The sequence below is a fragment of the Pseudomonas sp. 3A(2025) genome (assembly GCF_054589175.1).
In genome coordinates, this window is sequence record NZ_BAAILM010000018.1 from 78085 (window position 1) to 97313 (window position 19229).

Here is a 19229-nt window from a genome sequence, read left to right on the forward strand (position 1 = left end):
CGGGCGATATGGCCGAAGCCGCCAACCGCCAGCGCGAAGCGGTGGACATGGTCTCGACGGCCTTTCATGAAATGGTCGCCACCGCCAACGAAGTCGCGCGCTCGTGCAGCCAGGCCGCAGACTCGGCCGACACCAGCCAGCAACAGGCGCGGGCCGGGCAAAAGCAGATCGACGATGCGGTCGAAAGCGTTGACCGCCTGAGTGAAGAAATCTCACGTTCAGCCCAGCACATGACCCAACTGGAGAAAGACAGCAACGACATCCAGTCGATCCTCAACACCATTCGCTCGATTGCCGAGCAGACCAACCTGCTGGCGCTTAACGCGGCGATCGAAGCGGCACGCGCCGGTGAACAGGGGCGCGGCTTTGCCGTGGTGGCCGACGAGGTTCGGGCACTGGCCAAGCGCACCGCCGACTCGACTGCCGAGATCGACGGCTTGCTGGGCAACCTCGCCCGTCGTACCGCTTCGGTGGCGCAGCAAATGCATGCCAGCCTTGAGGTGTCGCAACAGTCGGTCAGCAAGATCGGCCATGCACGCACCAGCTTTGGCCAGATCCGCGAATCGGTGGACGTGATCCGCGACATGAACACCCAGATCGCCACCGCTGCCGAAGAACAGCATCAGGTCGCCGAGGACATCAACCGCCACATCAGCCAGATTCATGGCGATGCGCAACTGGTCGTGACGTTGGCGCAATCGGCGCGCACCGATTCACAAAGCCTGGCGTCGTTGTCCAATGAACTGGACGGTCTGGTGCGTAAATTCCGTACATGATTAAAAGGGGCAATCAGCATTGCCCCTCATTCTCTAATGCGTTTATTCATCCCAAAGTCGTAGCAAATAAGTGACCAGGCGGTCACACAGCAATACCCTCACATGAAATAATGGCAATCAGCCATTTGCCTGATCGAAGCGCTCTGTTTCATGCGCCAGGCGAATGAACGGATTGCCTTATTTCAGGATGGCGCGCTCAAAAAATGACTTTGGTAGTTGAAAACCCGGATGTGATGTATCGCCTGCTGGTCCAGAGCGTGGTCGATTACGCCATCTATATGCTGACCCCCGAGGGAATCGTCGCCAACTGGAACAGCGGGGCCCAAAGGGCCAAGCAGTACCGGGCCGCCGAAATCGTCGGTCAGCATTTCTCCGTGTTCTATTGCGCAGAAGAACGCGCACGCAATACGCCGATGATCGGCCTTGAGACCGCACGCGCCACCGGACGCTTCGAGGCAGAGGGCTGGCGGGTGCGCAAGGATGGCAGCGTGTTCTGGGCGCATGTGGTCATCGACGCGATTCATGACGACGACGGCGAGTTGATCGGGTTTGCCAAGATCACCCGCGACTGCACCAGCCAGCGCCAGGCGCAACTGGCCCAGCGCGAGCAGGAGCGACGCTTTCGCCTGCTGGTACAAGGCGTGACCGACTACGCCATCTACATGCTCGACATCGACGGCCATGTCGTGAACTGGAACGCTGGCGCCGAACGCACCAAGGGCTATCAGGCCGGCGAAATCGTCGGCCAGCACTTTTCGGTGTTCTACACCCCTGACGACCGCGTCCGTGGCCTGCCGCAGCAGGGCCTGACTACGGCACGCTGCGAAGGCCGCTTCGAGGCCGAAGGCATTCGGCTGCGCAAGGACGGTACGCACTTCTGGACCCACGTGGTGATCATGCCGATCCATGACGACGACGGTCAGTTGATCGGCTTTTCCAAGGTCACCCGCGACATCACCGAACGCCGCAACGCCGAACTTGAAGTGCTGGCCGCCAAAGAGCTGGCCGAGCGCTACAGCGAAAAGATGGCCGCCCTGTCGCGCTTTCTCGACTCGGTGATCGGCAGCATTCCGGCCAGCGTGATCGTGCAGGACGCGCAAACCCGCCAGATTCTGCTGATCAACGAACAGGCGCAGCGCCTCTTCAGCACCGACGACCAGCCCATGATCGGCCAGCAGGCGGATGCCTGTATGCCCAAGGCTCTGGCCGGCTACATCAAGGAGCAGACCAACGCGTGCCTGAAGCAACCGGCGATGCGCCAGACCGAAAACCGCCTGCGCACCGCCATCGGCCCGCGTGTGTTGCGCACCAAGACCCTGCGACGCGTCGACCATGAAGCGCAAGCAGACTATGTGCTGCTGATCGCCGAAGACGTGACCGACGAAATCGCCGCGCGCGAGCAGATTCACCACATGGCGCACCACGACGCGCTGACGGGCCTTGCCAACCGCACCCTGTTGCACGAACAGCTTGAAACGGCACTTAAAGACTGCGCCTCGCACTCAGGCAGTGTCGCCACACTGTGCCTGGACCTGGACAAGTTCAAGAACATCAACGATGCCTTTGGTCACGCCTTTGGCGACAAACTGCTGCGTGCCGTGGCCGAACGCCTGCGCGGTGTACTGCGTGAAGAAGACACCCTGGCGCGGCTGGGTGGTGACGAGTTCGCCATCGTCCTGCCTCGCCTGGAACACCCCGAGGACGCTTATCGCACAGCGCGCCGGGTTATCGACTGCATTGCGCCGGCGTTCCTGATGGATGGCCATAACTTCCTGATCGGCGTCAGCATCGGCATTGCCGTTACCCGCAATGCGCAGTTGCCCAGCGACCAGTTGCTGGTGCACGCCGACATGGCGCTGTATGAAGCCAAGCGCAACGGCCGCAACCGCTATGAAGTGTTCCACCAGGACATGGCCGAGGCGGCACAACGCCGCCGCAGCATGGAAATCGACTTGCGCAAGGCCCTGCATCTGGGGCAATTGCAGCTCTATTACCAACCGATTGTCGGTATCGACGACACCCGCATCACCGGCTATGAAGCGCTGATGCGCTGGCAGCACCCGAGCAAGGGGCTGATCATGCCGATGGACTTTATCCCGCTGGCCGAAGAAACCGGGCTGATTCACGAAGTCGGCACCCGTGCCCTGAACCTGGCGTGCCAGGAAGCCTGCACCTGGGGGACCGAGCAGAGCGTGGCGGTCAACCTGTCGCCGGCGCAGTTCAAGAACCGCGAGCTGGTCAACATCATCAAGCTGGCACTGGACGACTCTGGCCTGGCTCCGCATCGTCTGGAACTGGAAATCACCGAATCCGTATTGCTGGAAAACAGCGAAGAGAACATCCAGACCCTGCGCGCCCTCAAATCGCTGGGCGTGGGCATCGCACTGGACGATTTTGGCACCGGGTATTCGTCACTGGGGTACTTGCGCTCGTTCCCGTTCGACCGGATCAAGATCGACAAGTCGTTCGTGCATGAGATGGACAACAGCCGCGAAGCCATGTCGATCATCCGCGCCATCACCGGCATCAGCAGCAGCCTGTTGATCAAGACCACCGCAGAAGGCGTCGAAACCCCTGAGCAATTTGCCCTGTTGAAAGCAGAGGGCTGTTCGCATTTGCAAGGTTATCTGTTTGGCCGGCCGGTGCCGATCAGCGAGCGCAAGAAACGCTGAAGCAAAAAAAGGCCGCCCCCTATGCCTTGACGGGACGGCCTGAAGCTCACTGTACTTGAAGGGTGTAACGCGTTTACTTCGCGGTGATCACCGACAATTTGGTAATGCCGGCGCGCTCGATGGAGGCCATGGCACGTGCCACCTCGCCGTAGTTCACGCCGTTATCGGCCTGCAACTGGACCCGCACTTGTGGGTCCTTGTTCTTGGCCGCCTGCAGGTTGGTTTCCAGCAGGTCGGCCTTGATTTCATCCTTGTTGATGAACACCTTGCCTTCGCCATCGATGCTCACCACCAGCGGATCCTTCTGCTCGGCCGGGGCAACGGCCTCGGTCTTGGGCAGGTTGATCGGGATCGAGTTGGTCAGCAAGGGGGCGGTCACGATGAACACCACCAGCAGTACCAGCATCACGTCCACCAGCGGCGTTACGTTGATCTCGCTGAGGACTTCATCACTGTCCTGGGTCGAAAAGGCCATATCAGGACGCCTCCTTCACTTTCTGGCCGCTGGCAGTGGCGCCGGATTTCAGCACCGGGTGCAGCAGGACGCGGAACGAATGCTTCTGGGCCAGGCTGTAGAAGTCATGGGCGAAATCGTCCAGATCGGCAGCGGTCAGCTTCAGGCGGCGCAGGAAATAGTTGTAAACCAGTACCGCAGGGACTGCGACGGCGATACCGACGCCGGTGGCGACCAGAGCGGCACCGATGGGGCCGGCGACGGTTTCAAGGCTGGCAGAGCCGGCGGCACTGATACCTTTGAGGGCCGACATGATGCCCCACACCGTACCGAACAGGCCGATGAACGGCGAGGTGCTGCCGATACTGGCCAGTACGGCCAGGCCGGTTTCCAGCGAGCGGCGCTCACGAACGATCTGCTGACGCAGGGCACGTTCCAGACGGTCTTGATGGTTGATCGACTGGCTCAGATCGGTCTGGGCATGTTCCTGAACCTGAATGGCTGCGTAGCCGGCCTGGGCAACACGGGCAGCGGCGCCTGGCTTGTCGTGAGCCAGCTCGGCGGCCGAGTCCAGGCTTGAGGCAGCCCAGAATTGCTTGTGGAACGCCTTGTCCTGGCCCTTGAGGCGGGAGAACTGCACGCCCTTGAGCAGGGCCAGGCCCCACGTGGCGACAGAGAACAGAATCAACAGCCAGATAACGCTGTGTTCAACGCTTTCGAAGGGGGAATCGGTCAACAGGTTCATGTGCGGTACTCTCGTGCAAATGCATCAGGTCGGGTATGCGATGCTCCTTTTGTCAGGTCGCCCGCTGAAATTTGGAAAATTCGGGTGAAGCGTTATTTGGGTGCCTCTAAAAACGTTGGCGAGGCAGTCAGCGCAAGGCAAAAACAGGCGAGGAAGCGGAGTTTACGGGTTGTAAATGAGCATTCTGAGCCTGTTTTTAACGCAGCGATGACAACGCAGGTAGTTTTTAGAGGTGCCCTATTTGAGTTTGAAGTCGATCGGCACGCTTACCCAGCCATCGACCGGCTGGTCGCCTTGCTTGCCAGGTACAAAGCTCCAGCGCTTGACGGCCGTGACAGCGGCTTCGTCGAGCTGGTCGCGACCGCTGGTCTTCTGAATCTGGATATCGCCCGGACGCCCACTGGCCAGTACATGGACCCGCAGCAGCACGGTGCCTTCCCAGCCGCGGCGCATGGCCAGCGACGGGTATTCCGGTGCCGGGTTACGCAGGTAACCGGCGTTGGCCGAAGGCGGGGTTACCGGCTTGGGCGCAGGCGGTGCTGGCGGCGCCGGTGGCGCAACCGGTGCGGGCGCAGGCGGCGTCGGCGCCGGTGGCTGCTCGACAGGCTTGGGTACCGGCTTTGGCACAGGTTTTGGCGCAGGCTTAGGCTTGGGTTTTGGCGGTGGCGGCGGTTTGACAGCCAGTTCGTCCTCGACCGGTGGCGGCGGCTCGACCACCGGAGGTGGTGGCTCGACAACCGGTGGCGGTGGTGGCGGCTCGACCGCAGGTGGCGTCGGCGATGAAAACTCGATGGTCATCGGCGGAATTTCCGGCGGCACGACCGGCAAGGCAGGCGTCGGATTCTGGGCGACCCAGTAGATCACGGCACTGTGCAAGACCACGGCGAACACGCCCAACAGAATCCCTTCCCGGCGGCCCAGAACCCGCTTGGGCGTGCTGTGCAATCGCGACAGCGCCAAGGGGCCACGGTAAGGACGGCCCAGGTCGACCAACTCACCGCTTGGCGCCTGGCGCCGAGGCACCTCAAGTGCACTGGCAGCGGTCTGGACATTGCCCATTGATTCACTCCTGCATTTTTTCAGTAAAAATCCAGGTTCTGTTGGTATCAGTCACCTTTCTTCAAGTGTTTTGCGTTGAGGGCAATCATCTCTGAAACCCTATGCTCCCGAAAGGAATATTTAGTTCTCCAATTATTCAAAAAAGACATATAGGAATTATTTTGGCACAACAAAAAGCCCCTGACCGTCCACGACAGTCAGGGGCTTTTCAGCAGGCGCTTTGTAAGGCGCGCTTAGTGCTGGGTGGCGAGCTTTTCCGCTCGCCTGGGCAGGCAGACCGCATAGGCCATTGCCTCGTCACGGGTGTTGAAGGTCGCCAGCCGGTCATGATCGGTGCAGACCCGCCACGGGCCGTGATTGACACTGATCACCTGATAACCGTTGACTTGCTGTTTATGAAGCATTGAAGCACTCATATTCACCTCCACGGATGCGGGTGTGTTGCAACGCCTACCTTACACCTGTAACGCCAGGCTGTGAGCACCGTTGGGCACAGGCGTGTCAAGGCAGGTCTACAAGCCCTGCCTCTATCTGCAATAACAACAGCAACTCCGAGTCGTCCGGATAAAAAAGCACATCACCGGAAGGACGCAGCCTGAACTCGGGAAGCTCGGTCACCTCATATAAAAAATTGTCGGCATAAAACTTTTTCAGCCGCTCAAGCTCGGGAATTTGCATCTGGATATCCTGAAACCTCAGAGATGCCAGTTCCTCTCCATACTTTTCAGCACTGGATGGGTCTGCCGACTTCAGTTTTTCCAGCAACTGTCTTTTACGCTCTCGTTTCTCAGGGGTATTGGCGCGTGCCTGCTTGAGCTGTTGCAGGTTCTCGATGCAGTCTTCACATCCCTCATTGATACCTTTTACCCACAGACGATAAGCATCCAGTCGACGCCCTTCCCTGTGCGCCAGGGTCCCCAGCCCTTCATACGCTTGCGCATGCCCTTGGCTGGCAGCACATTCGAGCATGGACCTGGCGAGAGGAAACAACGCTTTGGCGCGCACAAGAATCGTGTTGCTTACATAGGTCATTGCCTGAGGACTGCCGCGGTCAATCGCCGCATCCTCCAAGTAGTACATGTCGCTGTTCTGGTAAGGCCAGAGAAACCTGCCGTAGCGGTACATCGCCATCGGTACGGTGGTTGCCAGCGTTTGCAGTCGTACAGACAGTTCGTTCACCACGTCAGGCTTTCTTTCCCCACGCAATTGCCAAAGAACGTCTACATAGTCGGCCCTCCAGCCGCCCGCCTTGACCGCAGCATCACGCAACGCATCCCGGCGCTGACGATGAGCACTGTCTGACCAGAAGCTCTCGTCCCGCTCGCCGATCAGGGAATACACCCTGAACTCATCAAAGGCCCGGGCCGCCGTTTCGCTTTCTTGCGGCGTATGGTCTTCGACCTTGGTGCACATGAACTGCTTGCCGGTGAAGCGCCGGGTCAAGTCAGCATCCGTGCTGACGATCGACGGCTCCGAAGGCGGCATGTGATTGAAGTCTTCCAGCGGGCTCGACAAATCCAGCGCTGAGAGATGGCCCGAAAAAGCCATAGCCATCAATACCGCCACCCTCCTCATGCAACATCCTCTCGCACGCCTGAACACTGCCTTGGCCTAATACCCTCAATGCCCCGCATGCGCGCCATGCGCATCGCTGTTCAAGGCCCGCGCCGGCGCCAGCACTTCCAGGGTCTGCCGCGCGCCCTTGTCATCCTGCACGGTCAGGGTCAGCGGCACCTGGTCGCCCTCCTTCACCTGCGCCACCAGGCCGATCAGCATCACGTGATAGCCATTGGCGTCGAACACCACGGTCTTGCCGGCGGGCAGGTCGACGCTGCTGACCGGTTTCATGCTCATCACATCGTCTTTCATCGTGGTCTGGTGAACCTCGACGGTCTTGGCCGCCGGCGACGACACGCCGACCAGCTTGCTGTCGGTGCTGGCGGTCAGGTGCATGAAGGCGCCGGTGGCCGGCTGGCCGGTGACGGTGGCGCGCACCCAGGCGTCGTGCACTTGCGTGTCGGCGTGTGCCGGCAGGCTCAGGCCGATCAGGGTCAGGGCCGCCACGGCCATCTTCAAAGAGGTACGGGTCAGGGTATTCATCAGCAGACTTCCATAAGAGTGAGCAAATCTTCGGTGCATTGTTGTGCGGTGAGGCGATGCGACAGGCTCAGGCGCAGCACGCCGCGCGAGTCGTAGACGTAACTGGTCGAGGTGTGCGAGATCGTATAGGTATCGCCCAGCGGCACCTTTTCATAGAACACGCCGAACTCCTTGGCCACCGCAGCGGTTTCTTCGAGGGTGCCGGACAGCGCGACAAAGCTGGGGTCGAAAGCCTTGACGTACTTGTCGATGATCTGCGGCGTGTCGCGCTCGGGGTCCAGGGTAATGAAGACCACCTGAAAGATCGGCGCATCGGCGCCCATCAGTTTCTTGATCTGCGCCGCACGCGCCAGGGCCGTGGGGCACACGGCCGGGCATTGGGTGAAGCCGAAGAACACCAACGGCATGTAGCCGCGAAAGCTCGACAGGCTTTTGTAGTTGCCGTCGACATCGCGCAACTTGAAGTTGCGCCCGACAATCTCGTTGCTCATGTCCTTGCCGTGCTTGAACGGCAAGACATTGGAGTTTCCGCAGCCGGCCAGCAGGCCGCCCATGCTCAGCATGGACAGTCCGGCGACGACCTGGCGGCGGGATAAATGATGGCTCATGCACTACGGTCCTTTTCCAGGATCGGGAATCAGGCAGGCCTGCGACGCCAGAAACGGCGCAGGCCCTCGGCAGGGATGGCGGCGCGCTCAAGGCGCTTGCGCGACCCTGCCGGGAGAGGTATGCCGGCTCGGTGGCCAGTCGCGACGCTCAGGCACAACCAGGCGGCCAGACCCCACCCGCAACAGCCAGCCAACGGCGATGAAGGTGATCAGGGCATTGCTCAGTTTGCTGGCAAAGGCACAGTCGAACAGCGCCAGTTGCATGAGCAACCCATGCGCATCGTGCCGCAAATGATGCCCGGCACTGGCCGCTGTCTGCGTTGAAGCCGCGAGGACGGCGCCATCGCCGCAGATTTCGGTAGCCGGCACAGGCTGCAACATCGCCAGCATGCGGCCATGACCGAGGCTGCACACCATTGCGCCGAGCAAGACCAGAGCGGCCAGCAGGCAAGCGACAACGGGGCGATGAGTGCGGACGAATTTCATGGCGGCGAATTTACCATTGCGCGGCCGGGGCGAACACCGCCATTACGCCGTGCCTGACGCGTATGCCGCTGTACGCCCTGACCCAGCCCGGTCGCAAGGCCGGTGCGGCAAAATGGCGCACAGTTCTCATCCTTGATGCCAGCAAAAGCACCTGGCCAGCCAGACGGCTAACCTCTGCCAGGCTTTTTCGAAATAACAGGAGCTACCGCCATGCCCGAGAATCTGCCCAACGATCCGCTGGTCACGCTGCTGGACCGGTTGATCGAGAACAATGCGGCGCTGGTCGGCGCCGTCGAAGAAATCGCGCTGTGGATCGACCGCCAGGGCGAGCCGCAGGTTCTGGCGCGCATTCATGAACATTTGGGCACTATCCGCGCCAACACCGGCGTCGTTCAGGAAGCGCTTGGCGAGCTGGCCGACCGCGCAGCGCTCAGGCACGAAGAAGATACCGAAGACTGACGGGGTTCAACGACGGCTGGCCCCGTCCAGAAAAAACTGCCGCAACAACCCCGGCATCGCCGCCCGCGCCACACGGCCGCGGCGCTGCGATTCGGTCAGGCCGAAGATCAGCGAGGCGAAGACCTCGGTGAGCATGGCCGCGCTGAGATCAATGCGAAACACCCCCTCATGCTGGCCCCGCAGAAAAAACGCATCCATAGCGTCTGAATAAGGCTGCCAACGACGGACCTCGGCGTCTTCGAGCATGCTATCGGGCTGCCACTCGGCCATCATGAACAGCAACATTTCGCGGTTCGTCAGGTGCCCGTCGATCAGGTTCTGCAAGGCATCCAGCGGCGGTGCGTGCTGCAGATCAGCGTCCGCGATGATCTGGTTCATCACCGCTGTGCTGTGGTCATGAAGCATTTCGATCAGCCTGGCGCGGGTGCCGCAAAAGCGATTGAGGGTGGCCTTGCTGACGCCGGCCGCCTCGGCGATGTCCTTGAACGTGCCGCTTTGGTGATCGACCACGGCAATGGCCAGGGCCTTGAGAAACTTTGCATCGGCAGCGGGTAAATCCATGGGGCGTTTATTCACTCGGCAAGGACAGCGTGGGCGACATTTTGCAGAAAAAGTCTACAGACTCAATGACCATGACAAAATTGCACACAATTGTTTCATATGAGCCAATATTGACTCATATAGCACAAAGCCAGATGATTGCCAGTTTCCAGGTACGGACGGGCCTTGCCCCGGGGATGTAAATGAACAACATGCGCAAAACCCAGATCGCTTCAGTGATCGCGCTGGTGGCCTTTTTGGGTCTGACCGGCTGTGACAAGCAACAGCCCGCAGGTCAACACGGCGCAGGCGCTCCCCGGGAAGTCGAAGCCATGACCGTCAAGGCCGAAGCCTTCACTGTGGTCAGCGAACTGCCCGGTCGGGTCGAGCCGGTAAGGGTCGCGCAAGTGCGGGCACGGGTAGCCGGCATTGTGTTGAGCCGCAACTTCACCGAAGGCAGCGACGTCAAGGCCGGCCAGGTGCTGTTCCAGATCGATCCGGCGCCGTTCAAGGCTGCGCTGTCCAAAGCCCAGGGCGACCTGGCGCGTACCGAAGCAACGCTTGCAGAGGCTGCAGCCACGCTCAAGCGCTATGAACCGCTAGTGAAGATCGAAGCGGTCAGCCAACAGGCCTATGACACCGCCAAGGCCGCGCAAATGAACGCCCTCGCCGCCCGCCGCGCCGCACAAGCCGATGTCGAAACCGCCCAGTTGAATCTGGGCTATGCCACGGTCAAGGCGCCGATTTCCGGGCGTATCGGCCGCGCCGATGTCACCGAAGGCGCGCTGGTCGGCCAGAACGAAACCACGCTGCTGGCAACCATTCAGCAACTGGACCCGGTGCATGTCGACTTCACCCAACCGGTGGCCGAAGCCTTGCGCATGCGTGCCGCCATGCAGGACGGTCGTTTGCCCAAGGGCGGCGAAGACGCACTCACCCTGAGTGTCGAAGGCACCGACTATCAGCGTCGCGGCACCTTGCTGTTCACCGATGTCGACGTCGAGCGCAGCACCGGCCAGGTGGCGCTGCGTGCCCGCTTCGGCAACCCCGATGGTCTACTGCTGCCGGGCATGTACGTGCGTGTACGCACCCCACAAAGCGTCAGCAACGACGCGATTCTGGTGCCGCAGCGCGCGGTACAGCGCGGCAGCGACGGCACCGCCAAGGTGCTGGTGATCGGCAACGACGGTGCCGTTCAGGCTCGCGAAGTGAAAACCGGTGCGATGCAGGACGCGCGCTGGCAGATCCTTGAAGGCCTGAACGCCGGCGAGCAGGTCATTCATGGCGCCATGACCGGTCTTAATCCTGGCGACAAGGTCACGGTCAAGGCCGCCCAGCCCCAGGGCGATGCCAACAGCCAGCCGTCCAGCGCCCGTTAAGGCCGACTTCGAGGAACGTCCATGTCTGACTTTTTCATCAAGCGGCCCAACTTTGCCTGGGTCGTCGCGCTGTTCATTCTGCTCGCCGGGCTGATCGCCCTGCCGCAACTGCCCGTGGCGCAATACCCGGTCGTGGCCCCGCCACAGATCACCATTACCGCCACCTACCCCGGAGCCTCGGCCAAGGTGCTGGTCGACTCGGTGACCAGCGTCGTCGAAGAGGAGCTCAACGGCGCCAAGGCGATGCTGTATTACGAGTCGACCAGCAACGCCAACGGCATTGCCGAGATCAACGTGAGTTTTCAGCCCGGCACCGACCCGGACATGGCCCAGGTCGAGGTGCAGAACCGCATCAAGAAAGCCGAAGCACGGCTGCCGCAGGCGGTCCTGACCCAGGGTTTGCAGGTCGAGCAGGCCAGCTCCGGCTTTCTGCTGATCTACGCCCTGAGCTACAAGGGCGACAGCGCAGCCCGCAGCACCGTGGCGCTGGCCGACTATGCGGCGCGTAACGTCAATAACGAACTGCGCCGGGTACCCGGCGTCGGCAAGCTGCAGTTCTTTGCCTCGGAAGCGGCGATGCGGGTCTGGATCGACCCGCAGAAGCTGGTCGGTTATGGCCTGTCGATCACCGATGTGACCACCGCCATCAGCGCGCAAAACATTCAGGTGCCGGCTGGCAGTTTCGGCAGCAGCCCCGGTGCCAAGGGCCAGGAGCTGACCGGCGTGCTGGCGGTCAAGGGCACGCTGGATAACCCCGATGAGTTCGCCCGCATCGTGCTGCGCGCCAATCAGGACGGCTCCAACGTCACGCTGGGCGATGTCGCACGACTGGAAGTCGGCAGCCAGGATTACAACTTCGATGCACGCCTGAACGGCAAGCTGGCCGTGGCCGGTGCCGTACAGTTGTCGCCGGGGGCCAACGCCATTGCTACCGCCGAAGCGGTCAAGCAACGCCTGCAAGAGCTGTCGGTGAACTTCCCGGACGACGTGGAATTTTCCGTTCCCTACGACACCTCACGGTTCGTCGATGTCGCTATTGACAAGGTCATCTACACCCTGATCGAAGCGATGGCGCTGGTGTTCGTGGTGATGTTCCTGTTCTTGCAGAACATCCGCTACACGTTGATCCCCAGCATCGTGGTGCCGGTGTGCCTGGCCGGTACGCTGGCGATCATGTACCTGCTGGGTTTCTCGGTGAACATGATGACCATGTTCGGCATGGTGCTGGCCATCGGCATTCTGGTCGACGACGCCATCGTGGTGGTCGAGAACGTCGAGCGAATCATGGCCGAAGAAGGCCTGTCGCCGCCCAAAGCCACGGTCAAGGCGATGGGCCAGGTGTCGGGCGCGATCTTCGGCATCACCATGGTGCTGTCGGCGGTGTTTCTGCCGCTGGCGTTCATGGGCGGCTCGGTGGGCGTCATTTATCAGCAGTTCTCGTTGTCGCTGGCGGTGTCGATCCTGTTCTCGGGCTTTTTGGCCCTGACCTTTACCCCGGCCTTGTGCGCCACGCTGCTCAAGCCGATCCCGCAAGGGCATCACGAGAAAACCGGCTTTTTCGGCGGCTTCAACCGTCTGTTCGGCCGCCTGACCCAGCGCTACGAACGGCTCAATTCGAGCCTGCTCAAGCGCACCGGCCGCTATATGCTGATTTACGTCGGCATCGTCGCGCTGCTGGGCTTCTTCTATCTGCGCCTGCCGGAATCCTTCGTGCCGATCGAAGACCAGGGCTACACCATCGTCGACGTGCAACTGCCACCCGGCGCCACGCGGGCACGTACCGATGCCACCGCCAAAGAGCTGGAAAAGTGGCTGGTCGAGCGTGAAGCCACCGATGCGGTGACCATGATTCTGGGCTTCAGCTTCTCGGGCATGGGCGAAAACGCCGCCCTCGCCTTCCCGACCCTCAAAGACTGGTCGGTGCGCGGTGACGGTCAATCGGCCGGCGATGAAGCAGCAGCCTTCAACCAGGCGTTCGCCAGCATCAGCGACGGTACAGTGATGGCCGTGACGCCGCCACCGATTGACGGGCTGGGCACCTCGGGCGGCTTCTCGCTGCGCCTGCAAGACCGTGGCGGCCTGGGCCGCGAAGCGCTGCTCAATGCGCGCAACCAGTTGCTCGGGCAAGCCAACGGCAACCCGCTGTTCCTTTACGCAATGATGGAAGGCCTGGCTGAAGCGCCGCAACTGCGCCTGGACATCGACCGCGACAAGGCGCGCACGCTGGGGGTGAGTTTCGAGTCGATCAACAATGCGCTGTCGACCGCCTTCGGTTCGGCGGTGATCAGCGACTTCGCCAATGCCGGGCGCCAGCAACGGGTGGTGGTACAGGCTGAATCGGCCTCGCGGATGACGCCCGAAAGCGTGCTCAAGCTGTTCGTGCCCAACAGTGACGGCACCCCGGTGCCGCTGGGCGCGTTCATCACCACGCACTGGGAAGAAGGCCCGGTACAGATCGCCCGCTACAACGGCTACCCGTCGATCAAGATTGCCGGCGACTCGGCACCGGGCGTCAGCAGCAGTCAGGTCATGGCGGAACTGGAGCGGATTATCGGTGAGATGCCGGCCGGCATCGGCTATGAATGGACCGGCCTGTCGTATCAGGAGCGGATCGCCAGCGGCCAGGCGACGACGCTGTTTGCGCTGGCGTTGCTGGTGGTGTTCCTGCTGATGGTCGCGCTGTATGAAAGCTGGGCGATCCCGCTGGTGGTGATCCTCATCGTGCCGGTCGGGGCGCTGGGCGCGGTGCTGGCGGTCACGGCGGTGGGCCTGCCCAACGACGTGTACTTCAAGGTCGGCCTGATCACCATCATTGGTCTGGCGGCGAAAAACGCGATCCTGATCGTCGAATTCGCCAAGGAACAGTGGGATCAGGGCATGCCATTGCGTGAAGCGGCACTGGAAGCGGCACGCCTGCGCTTCCGGCCGATCGTGATGACTTCGCTGGCGTTCATCCTCGGCGTGGTGCCACTGACCCTGGCCACCGGCGCCGGCGCCGCCAGCCAGCGCGCGCTGGGCACCGGCGTGATCGGCGGCATGCTCAGCGCAACGTTGCTGGGGGTGGTGCTGGTGCCGATCTTCTTTGTCTGGGTACTGACGGTGCTGCGGCGCAAGCCGCATGGCCATGAGCAGCCCAAAGAAGAGCAGGATGATCGAGCGGGGGTTTAGCGCATCTGCGCATTCACCGGCGGCACCCTCCCCTGCCAAGGCCGTGCACGTTCCAGTTGCGCGGCCAGCGACATCAGCAGGGCATCCTCGCCAAAGCGCCCGATGAAGTGCGCGCCCAGCGGCAGCCCTTCGGGGCTCCAGTACAGCGGCACGGACATGGCCGGCTGGCCGCTGGCGTTGCACAGGGCGGTGTAGGGCGAATAGCTGTGAAAATGCTCGATCAGCCGCTCCAGCGACCAACTGTCATCCTGCGCACTCAGCTCACCAATGGCGGGCGGCAACTGCGTCAGGGTCGGGGTGAGGATGATGTCGTAGTCCTGCATGAACAGCGCCATGCGCCGGCCAAAGGCATGAATCCATTCCACCGCAGCGGCGTATTGCGCGCCGCTGACCTGGCCTTTTTCGCGCAGGATAATCCGCGTGCGCGCCTCGACTTCTGATTCGAACACCGGCGCGCCACGCATCTGCCCCAGCACATTCAGGTAGTTGCGGGTGCTGGCGCCGATGATGGTGAAGACCTGATCGAGAAACTCCGGCAGCACCACCGGCAAGCGTTCAGGCACCACGTGATGCCCCAGCGATTCGCACAGTTGCGCCGCCTCCTTGAGCGCGGCCCGGCTGTGCGCTGACACCGGCCAAGGGCCGACCTGCTCGACCAGCGCAATGCGCAGCGGCGCCGGGTTGTCTTGTACAGCCAGACGATACGGCCGCGTTGCCAAGGGCGCCGCATACGGTGCGCCGAGGTCGATGCCGGCGGTGGCGTCGAGCAAGGCCGCACTATCGCGCACGCTCAGGGTAATCGCGTGGCCGGTGCCCATGCCCGCCCAGCCTTCGCCAACGATTGGGCCGGACGGCAACAAGCCACGACTGGGCTTGAAGCCGAACACCCCGCAACACGAGGCTGGTACGCGCAACGAGCCGCCACCGTCGTTGCCGTGGGCAAACGGCACCACGCGCGCCGCCACCAGTGCCGCAGCGCCACCGCTGGAGCCGCCGCTGCTGTGCGCAAGATTCCAGGGATTGCGGGTGGCGCCAAAACGCGCCGACTCAGTCGAGTACGAGGTGCCGAATTCCGGCGACGTGCTGGTGCCCATCAACAGGCAGCCACTGCGGCGCAAGCGGGCGACCAGTTCGCCGTCGAAGTCCGGACGCGCCTGGCCCAGCGCCTGCGAGCCGTTGCTCATCAGGGCACCGGCCAGCGGCGAGAACAGGTCCTTGATCAGCGTTGGCACGCCGGCGAACGGGCCATGGCGGGCAGCCGGCTGCCCGGCAGCCTGTCGGGCCTGTTCATAAAGCCGTTCGACGACGGCGTTGAGTTGCGGCTCAACCCGCTCAAGCCGGACGATAGCCGCCTCCAGCAGTTCGCCGGGGTGTACCTCACCGTTGCGGACACGGGCCGCCAGCGCGGTGGCGTCTTCCTGATCGAACAGCGCCTGGATGTCTTGCATGATGGTTATTCCTGATTATTCAAAGAAGAAGCCACGAGTGGCGCGGCATTCCGGCGTTGCACGGCCACCAGAGCGCACAGCAGCGCCAGGCTGAAACCGGCCATGGCCAGGTAAAAGATCGATTGCGGCACGCCGCCGGCGTTGGCTGCTAGGGCGAGCACCACCACCGGGCTGATGAACTGGCCCAGATACAGGCAAGCGGTAAACCCGCCAAGCCCGCGACCACGGGTGCTGGCGGTCAGGGCGTTCATCACCGGGGCCATGACGTTGGGCACCAGCAAGCCTGCGCCCACGCCGTGGATGAACACCGCCAGCAGCACCGCGTTGTAGCTGTGCGCTTGCATCAGCAGGCACAGGCCGATGCTCATCAGCGTCAACAGTGCGGCATTGCAGCCCGGCACACCCAGGCGGCGACGCAGCAACGGCCAGAGCAGCGAACCGACCAGTGTCGACAGCAGGCCAAGCCCTGCCGACAAGCCGATCAGGGTGCTGGAGGTCACGCCTTGCGCCACCAGCAGGCCGGGCGTCTGTATCGGTACCACGAAGGCCAGCAGCATGCCGCTGAACACCAGCGCGTAACCGATCAGCACGCGGCTGATCGAGACCCGGCCATCCGCCTCGCCACCGGGTTGCGGCGTCTGGCGGTCAGGCTCCCAGAGCCAGCGCATCATCAACGGCACCAGCAGCAATGGCAGTAGGTACAGGGCAAACGGCAGGCGCCAGGAATGCTCGCCCAACGCGCCGCCGGCGACGAAGAACAGCGCGCCCACGACGCTGATGGTCACCACCTGACGATTGACATAGCGCAAACGTTGCTCGCCATGCCAGTAGTCGGCGATCAACGCCGCGCAGCAGGTCATTACCGCCGCCTCCGCGCAACCAAACAACAGCCGCATGCCGACGATGGTGCGCAAGTCGTCGAGCAGCAGCGGCAAGAAGCCCAGCAGCGCATACAACAGCGTGCCGATGATCAGCAGGTTCTTGCGCCCGATACGGTCGGCCAGCCAGCCGGCCAATGGCGCAAACAGTGCAATCGCCAGCGCCGGGCCGGTGACCGCCAACGGCACCAGCACCTCGGCATGTGCCGTCGTGGGACCGAATTCAGCGCCGATCTGCGGCAGCACCGGGGCGATCATCACCGCGCCCATGATCGTCAGGCTGCTGCCCAGCATCAGCACCACGCCTTCGCGGCGCCCACGGGCCAGCCGCACGCCGCCCTCGTTCAATGTGCTCATTGGAAATTCCTCAGAAACTGTGGGCGATGCGCAGCGCGACCGTATAGCCCTCGGCACGGTTGCGGGCGTCGAACTCTTTGTAGGCGTGCAGCCAGATGGGCGGCAGGCCCGGCTTGAAGTAACTGAGCGCCGGCCCCACGGCCATGACATGGGCGCGGTTGCCGCTGGTCAGGTTCGGCGCATCGTCGTCGCTGAACTGGCGGTAGTAGTAGCCGCCAATGCCTGCCGTCCAGGGTCCGAAATGCTGACCCACGGCAAATTCGTGGCGATATTCGACGCCGTTCTTGTAGTCGGTGGCCTTGTTGCGCGTATTGATATCGACCTCGAAGCTGGAAGAGACCTCAAAGCCGGTGTCGCTGATCCAGGTGGCGTTGAGGATCGGCGAGAAAGTCCAGTGGTTCAGACCCGGCGACACCAGGCGGTCCTCGTCATAATCGCCGGTGGGTATCTGGATCTGGAACTGGGTGTTGATGAACAGATTTCGCGACAGGTTCCATTGCAGGATCAGCGGCACGATCTGCACATCGGCGAGGCGAAACGGATCGGCCTCGAAATCCAGACGACCGACCGGTGTGTCGACCCCCAGTTTTGCATCCATCTTGAAGAATGGCGCCACCACGCCAAGCCCATAATTGGCACCGAACACCTGGTGATCGGTCATGCGCAAATACGCCAGGCTCAACGACAACACACTCAGCGAAAAATCATTGTCGACGTCTTTACCGTTGCGGTCCTTCTGCACCTTGGTCGAGTACCAGGCACTGCGATGGCCGAAGGTGCCGTTGGGCGTGACCGGCGGCGACATGCCGGCGCCAAAATCGTAGACGCCCACCGCCGTGGTCGGCGAGCCGTTTTCGGTGCCCTGAGCCGTTATGCAAAAGCCTGCCAGGCCCAGCAACAGGGTGGAACAGACTGCCCGCTTATAGTTGTTGTAGTGCCTCATCGGATGCCCCCTTGCATCGTGTTGGTGGGGTCATCCTGAAACGGGAGGGACCTGCGCCGTTATCCGTTTTCAGCACAGCTTGCGCGGCGCAGGGTCTGTGAGGGCAACTCGCCAAACAGTTGCCGGTATTCACCGGAAAAGCGGCTCAGGTGCCAGAAGCCCCAGCGCGCCGCAACGTCTTGCACCGAGGCCGATGAACCGCCGCCAAGCAGCTCGCGGCGCACCGCATTGAGGCGCACCGCACGCAGATAGGCCACGGGATTGGTGCCCAGCGCTTCCTGAAAGCAATACTGCAGTTTGCGCCGGCTGGCACCGATGCTGTTGCACAAATCGAGCATCGAGAACGGCTGGTCCAGATGGTTGAGGGCGTAGTCGCGGGCACGGTCGACCATGCGCTTGCGCGCCGTGGCATTCAGGGGCTCGGGGTCATGGGCAACCTGCTCGAGCAACTGCAGCATGATCGCATCGCGCAGGCCATGACGAATCGACTCATAGTTCAAGGGCGAATGCTCAGCGTCGATGCTCAGCAAGTCATCGAGCAACTGGCGCAGTTCAATGTGTAACCCCGCTTGATCCAGCCGGTAACAGGTGGGAAGCCCGGTAATCCTGAATTCGCTGTTCTGGCGCTGCAACATGCTCTCCAGCGCCTGGCGTTCGACCGCCACGCACAGCAAATCCAGTGCGCCGGGGGTGCGAATATGAGGCAGGTCAAACGCGGGCGCGACCATCAGGCTTGGCGTGCGGATCGTATGGCCTGCGCAGTACACCTCGCCATGTGGCGCCAGCGGCAGGCTGAAGGTGATCGAGCCTTGCCAGGCCTCGCCGCTCTTGATCATCGCCTGATTGGAGCGGTCGCGGACCAGTTGCATCCAGCCGCAACGCAGCTCGGTGAGTTCGCCATCGAAGCGACCGGGGGTCATCTGGTCATAGCGCAACTGCCAGCTCGACAGATTGTGCGCATGTTCATCGACATCGCTGGCGCGGCTGTGGCGGATGCCCGTGTAGATCGATGCTGGTGGGTTGCTTGCCATGCTGGGGTTGTTCATCGCCCGTGACTCCCGACGTAATCGAAAGGCATGAGGCAAATTTCATTCCGCGTGGCACAGGGCCTGACGATTTGTGCCGGAAATGGATAGTGGGGGTTTGTCCATCACGCA

General features: G+C 62.1%; 18 protein-coding genes. 5 read left to right on the top strand and 13 right to left on the bottom strand.

Going from position 1 to position 19229, the window contains the following annotated elements; translation table 11 throughout:
* The first annotated feature begins 47 nt into the window (after window positions 1–47).
* Entirely contained in the window at window positions 48–776 is a 729-nt protein-coding gene (locus tag ACYP2A_RS07105; RefSeq protein ID WP_459744163.1) for a methyl-accepting chemotaxis protein, read from the top strand.
* A 203-nt stretch (window positions 777–979) separates the two neighbouring features.
* Entirely contained in the window at window positions 980–3448 is a 2469-nt protein-coding gene (locus ACYP2A_RS07110; RefSeq protein WP_459743971.1) for a sensor domain-containing protein, read from the top strand.
* Window positions 3449–3521: 73 nt separating this feature from the next.
* Here ACYP2A_RS07110 and ACYP2A_RS07115 read toward each other — a convergent pair whose 3' ends face one another.
* The 8 genes from ACYP2A_RS07115 to ACYP2A_RS07150 all read right to left on the bottom strand — a co-directional run bounded on the left by ACYP2A_RS07115 (window position 3522) and on the right by ACYP2A_RS07150 (window position 8900).
* The gene (locus tag ACYP2A_RS07115) at window positions 3522–3923 is read right to left on the bottom strand and encodes an ExbD/TolR family protein (protein WP_459743972.1); all 402 of its coding nucleotides are present in this window, start codon (window positions 3921–3923) and stop codon (window positions 3522–3524) included.
* Window position 3924: 1 nt separating this feature from the next.
* Complete coding sequence (locus ACYP2A_RS07120; protein ID WP_459743974.1) at window positions 3925–4647, bottom strand: MotA/TolQ/ExbB proton channel family protein; 723 nt, start codon at window positions 4645–4647, stop codon at window positions 3925–3927.
* Between the two features lie 237 nt (window positions 4648–4884).
* A complete protein-coding gene (locus ACYP2A_RS07125) occupies window positions 4885–5706 on the bottom strand; it encodes an energy transducer TonB (RefSeq protein ID WP_459743976.1) in 822 nt (273 codons plus the stop codon).
* A 233-nt stretch (window positions 5707–5939) separates the two neighbouring features.
* Window positions 5940–6122: a DUF2188 domain-containing protein gene (locus ACYP2A_RS07130; RefSeq protein WP_459743978.1), complete on the bottom strand. Its 183-nt coding sequence runs from the start codon at window positions 6120–6122 to the stop codon at window positions 5940–5942.
* An 85-nt stretch (window positions 6123–6207) separates the two neighbouring features.
* Window positions 6208–7260: an SEL1-like repeat protein gene (locus tag ACYP2A_RS07135; protein ID WP_459743979.1), complete on the bottom strand. Its 1053-nt coding sequence runs from the start codon at window positions 7258–7260 to the stop codon at window positions 6208–6210.
* Between the two features lie 66 nt (window positions 7261–7326).
* Window positions 7327–7806: a copper chaperone PCu(A)C gene (locus ACYP2A_RS07140; RefSeq protein WP_459743980.1), complete on the bottom strand. Its 480-nt coding sequence runs from the start codon at window positions 7804–7806 to the stop codon at window positions 7327–7329.
* Window positions 7806–8414 carry an SCO family protein gene (locus ACYP2A_RS07145; RefSeq protein WP_459743982.1) on the bottom strand — a complete coding sequence of 203 codons (609 nt, stop codon included), beginning with the start codon at window positions 8412–8414 and terminating at the stop codon, window positions 7806–7808. The genes ACYP2A_RS07140 and ACYP2A_RS07145 overlap by 1 nt, the downstream gene beginning before the upstream one ends.
* Before the next feature lie 87 nt (window positions 8415–8501).
* Window positions 8502–8900 (bottom strand): hypothetical protein, encoded by a 399-nt coding sequence (locus ACYP2A_RS07150; protein WP_459743984.1) that lies wholly within the window; start codon window positions 8898–8900, stop codon window positions 8502–8504.
* Window positions 8901–9110: 210 nt separating this feature from the next.
* Between ACYP2A_RS07150 and ACYP2A_RS07155 the strand changes: the two genes are divergently transcribed.
* Window positions 9111–9359, top strand: coding sequence for a hypothetical protein (locus ACYP2A_RS07155; RefSeq protein WP_459743986.1), 249 nt, complete (start codon window positions 9111–9113; stop codon window positions 9357–9359).
* Between the two features lie 6 nt (window positions 9360–9365).
* Here the strand turns inward: ACYP2A_RS07155 and ACYP2A_RS07160 are convergent, their stop codons facing one another.
* The gene (locus ACYP2A_RS07160) at window positions 9366–9920 is read right to left on the bottom strand and encodes a TetR/AcrR family transcriptional regulator (protein ID WP_459743987.1); all 555 of its coding nucleotides are present in this window, start codon (window positions 9918–9920) and stop codon (window positions 9366–9368) included.
* Between the two features lie 182 nt (window positions 9921–10102).
* On the opposite strand from ACYP2A_RS07160, the gene ACYP2A_RS07165 reads away from it, so the two are divergent.
* Together ACYP2A_RS07165 and ACYP2A_RS07170 are read left to right on the top strand one after the other, a co-directional pair.
* Complete coding sequence (locus ACYP2A_RS07165; RefSeq protein ID WP_459743989.1) at window positions 10103–11278, top strand: efflux RND transporter periplasmic adaptor subunit; 1176 nt, start codon at window positions 10103–10105, stop codon at window positions 11276–11278.
* Window positions 11279–11299: 21 nt separating this feature from the next.
* Window positions 11300–14446 (top strand): multidrug efflux RND transporter permease subunit, encoded by a 3147-nt coding sequence (locus tag ACYP2A_RS07170; protein ID WP_459743990.1) that lies wholly within the window; start codon window positions 11300–11302, stop codon window positions 14444–14446.
* Here the strand turns inward: ACYP2A_RS07170 and ACYP2A_RS07175 are convergent.
* The 4 genes from ACYP2A_RS07175 to ACYP2A_RS07190 are packed head-to-tail and all read right to left on the bottom strand — an operon-like array spanning window position 14443 to window position 19118.
* Window positions 14443–15894 (bottom strand): amidase, encoded by a 1452-nt coding sequence (locus tag ACYP2A_RS07175; protein WP_459743991.1) that lies wholly within the window; start codon window positions 15892–15894, stop codon window positions 14443–14445. The genes ACYP2A_RS07170 and ACYP2A_RS07175 overlap by 4 nt on opposite strands.
* 5 nt (window positions 15895–15899) lie before the next feature.
* On the bottom strand, window positions 15900–17129 hold the full coding sequence (locus ACYP2A_RS07180) for an MFS transporter (protein ID WP_459743992.1): 1230 nt from the start codon (window positions 17127–17129) through the stop codon (window positions 15900–15902).
* A gap of 10 nt (window positions 17130–17139) precedes the next feature.
* Complete coding sequence (locus tag ACYP2A_RS07185) at window positions 17140–18072, bottom strand: SphA family protein (RefSeq protein ID WP_459743994.1); 933 nt, start codon at window positions 18070–18072, stop codon at window positions 17140–17142.
* Window positions 18073–18131: 59 nt separating this feature from the next.
* The gene (locus ACYP2A_RS07190; RefSeq protein WP_459743995.1) at window positions 18132–19118 is read right to left on the bottom strand and encodes a helix-turn-helix domain-containing protein; all 987 of its coding nucleotides are present in this window, start codon (window positions 19116–19118) and stop codon (window positions 18132–18134) included.
* Between the last annotated feature and the right edge of the window lie 111 nt (window positions 19119–19229).

Bases quoted from the DNA above. Each gene is read 5' to 3' on its own strand.
- ACYP2A_RS07120 (WP_459743974.1), bottom strand. From the start codon at position 4,647: ATGAACCTGTTGACCGATTCCCCCTTCGAAAGCGTTGAACACAGCGTT.
- ACYP2A_RS07175 (WP_459743991.1), bottom strand. From the start codon at position 15,894: ATGCAAGACATCCAGGCGCTGTTCGATCAGGAAGACGCCACCGCGCTG.
- ACYP2A_RS07165 (WP_459743989.1), top strand. From the start codon at position 10,103: ATGAACAACATGCGCAAAACCCAGATCGCTTCAGTGATCGCGCTGGTG.
- ACYP2A_RS07155 (WP_459743986.1), top strand. From the start codon at position 9,111: ATGCCCGAGAATCTGCCCAACGATCCGCTGGTCACGCTGCTGGACCGG.
- ACYP2A_RS07105 (WP_459744163.1), top strand. From the start codon at position 48: ATGGTCTCGACGGCCTTTCATGAAATGGTCGCCACCGCCAACGAAGTC.
- ACYP2A_RS07170 (WP_459743990.1), top strand. From the start codon at position 11,300: ATGTCTGACTTTTTCATCAAGCGGCCCAACTTTGCCTGGGTCGTCGCG.
- ACYP2A_RS07110 (WP_459743971.1), top strand. From the start codon at position 980: ATGACTTTGGTAGTTGAAAACCCGGATGTGATGTATCGCCTGCTGGTC.
- ACYP2A_RS07125 (WP_459743976.1), bottom strand. From the start codon at position 5,706: ATGGGCAATGTCCAGACCGCTGCCAGTGCACTTGAGGTGCCTCGGCGC.
- ACYP2A_RS07115 (WP_459743972.1), bottom strand. From the start codon at position 3,923: ATGGCCTTTTCGACCCAGGACAGTGATGAAGTCCTCAGCGAGATCAAC.
- ACYP2A_RS07150 (WP_459743984.1), bottom strand. From the start codon at position 8,900: ATGAAATTCGTCCGCACTCATCGCCCCGTTGTCGCTTGCCTGCTGGCC.
- ACYP2A_RS07160 (WP_459743987.1), bottom strand. From the start codon at position 9,920: ATGGATTTACCCGCTGCCGATGCAAAGTTTCTCAAGGCCCTGGCCATT.
- ACYP2A_RS07190 (WP_459743995.1), bottom strand. From the start codon at position 19,118: ATGAACAACCCCAGCATGGCAAGCAACCCACCAGCATCGATCTACACG.
- ACYP2A_RS07185 (WP_459743994.1), bottom strand. From the start codon at position 18,072: ATGAGGCACTACAACAACTATAAGCGGGCAGTCTGTTCCACCCTGTTG.
- ACYP2A_RS07180 (WP_459743992.1), bottom strand. From the start codon at position 17,129: ATGAGCACATTGAACGAGGGCGGCGTGCGGCTGGCCCGTGGGCGCCGC.
- ACYP2A_RS07140 (WP_459743980.1), bottom strand. From the start codon at position 7,806: ATGAATACCCTGACCCGTACCTCTTTGAAGATGGCCGTGGCGGCCCTG.
- ACYP2A_RS07145 (WP_459743982.1), bottom strand. From the start codon at position 8,414: ATGAGCCATCATTTATCCCGCCGCCAGGTCGTCGCCGGACTGTCCATG.
- ACYP2A_RS07135 (WP_459743979.1), bottom strand. From the start codon at position 7,260: ATGGCTATGGCTTTTTCGGGCCATCTCTCAGCGCTGGATTTGTCGAGC.
- ACYP2A_RS07130 (WP_459743978.1), bottom strand. From the start codon at position 6,122: ATGAGTGCTTCAATGCTTCATAAACAGCAAGTCAACGGTTATCAGGTG.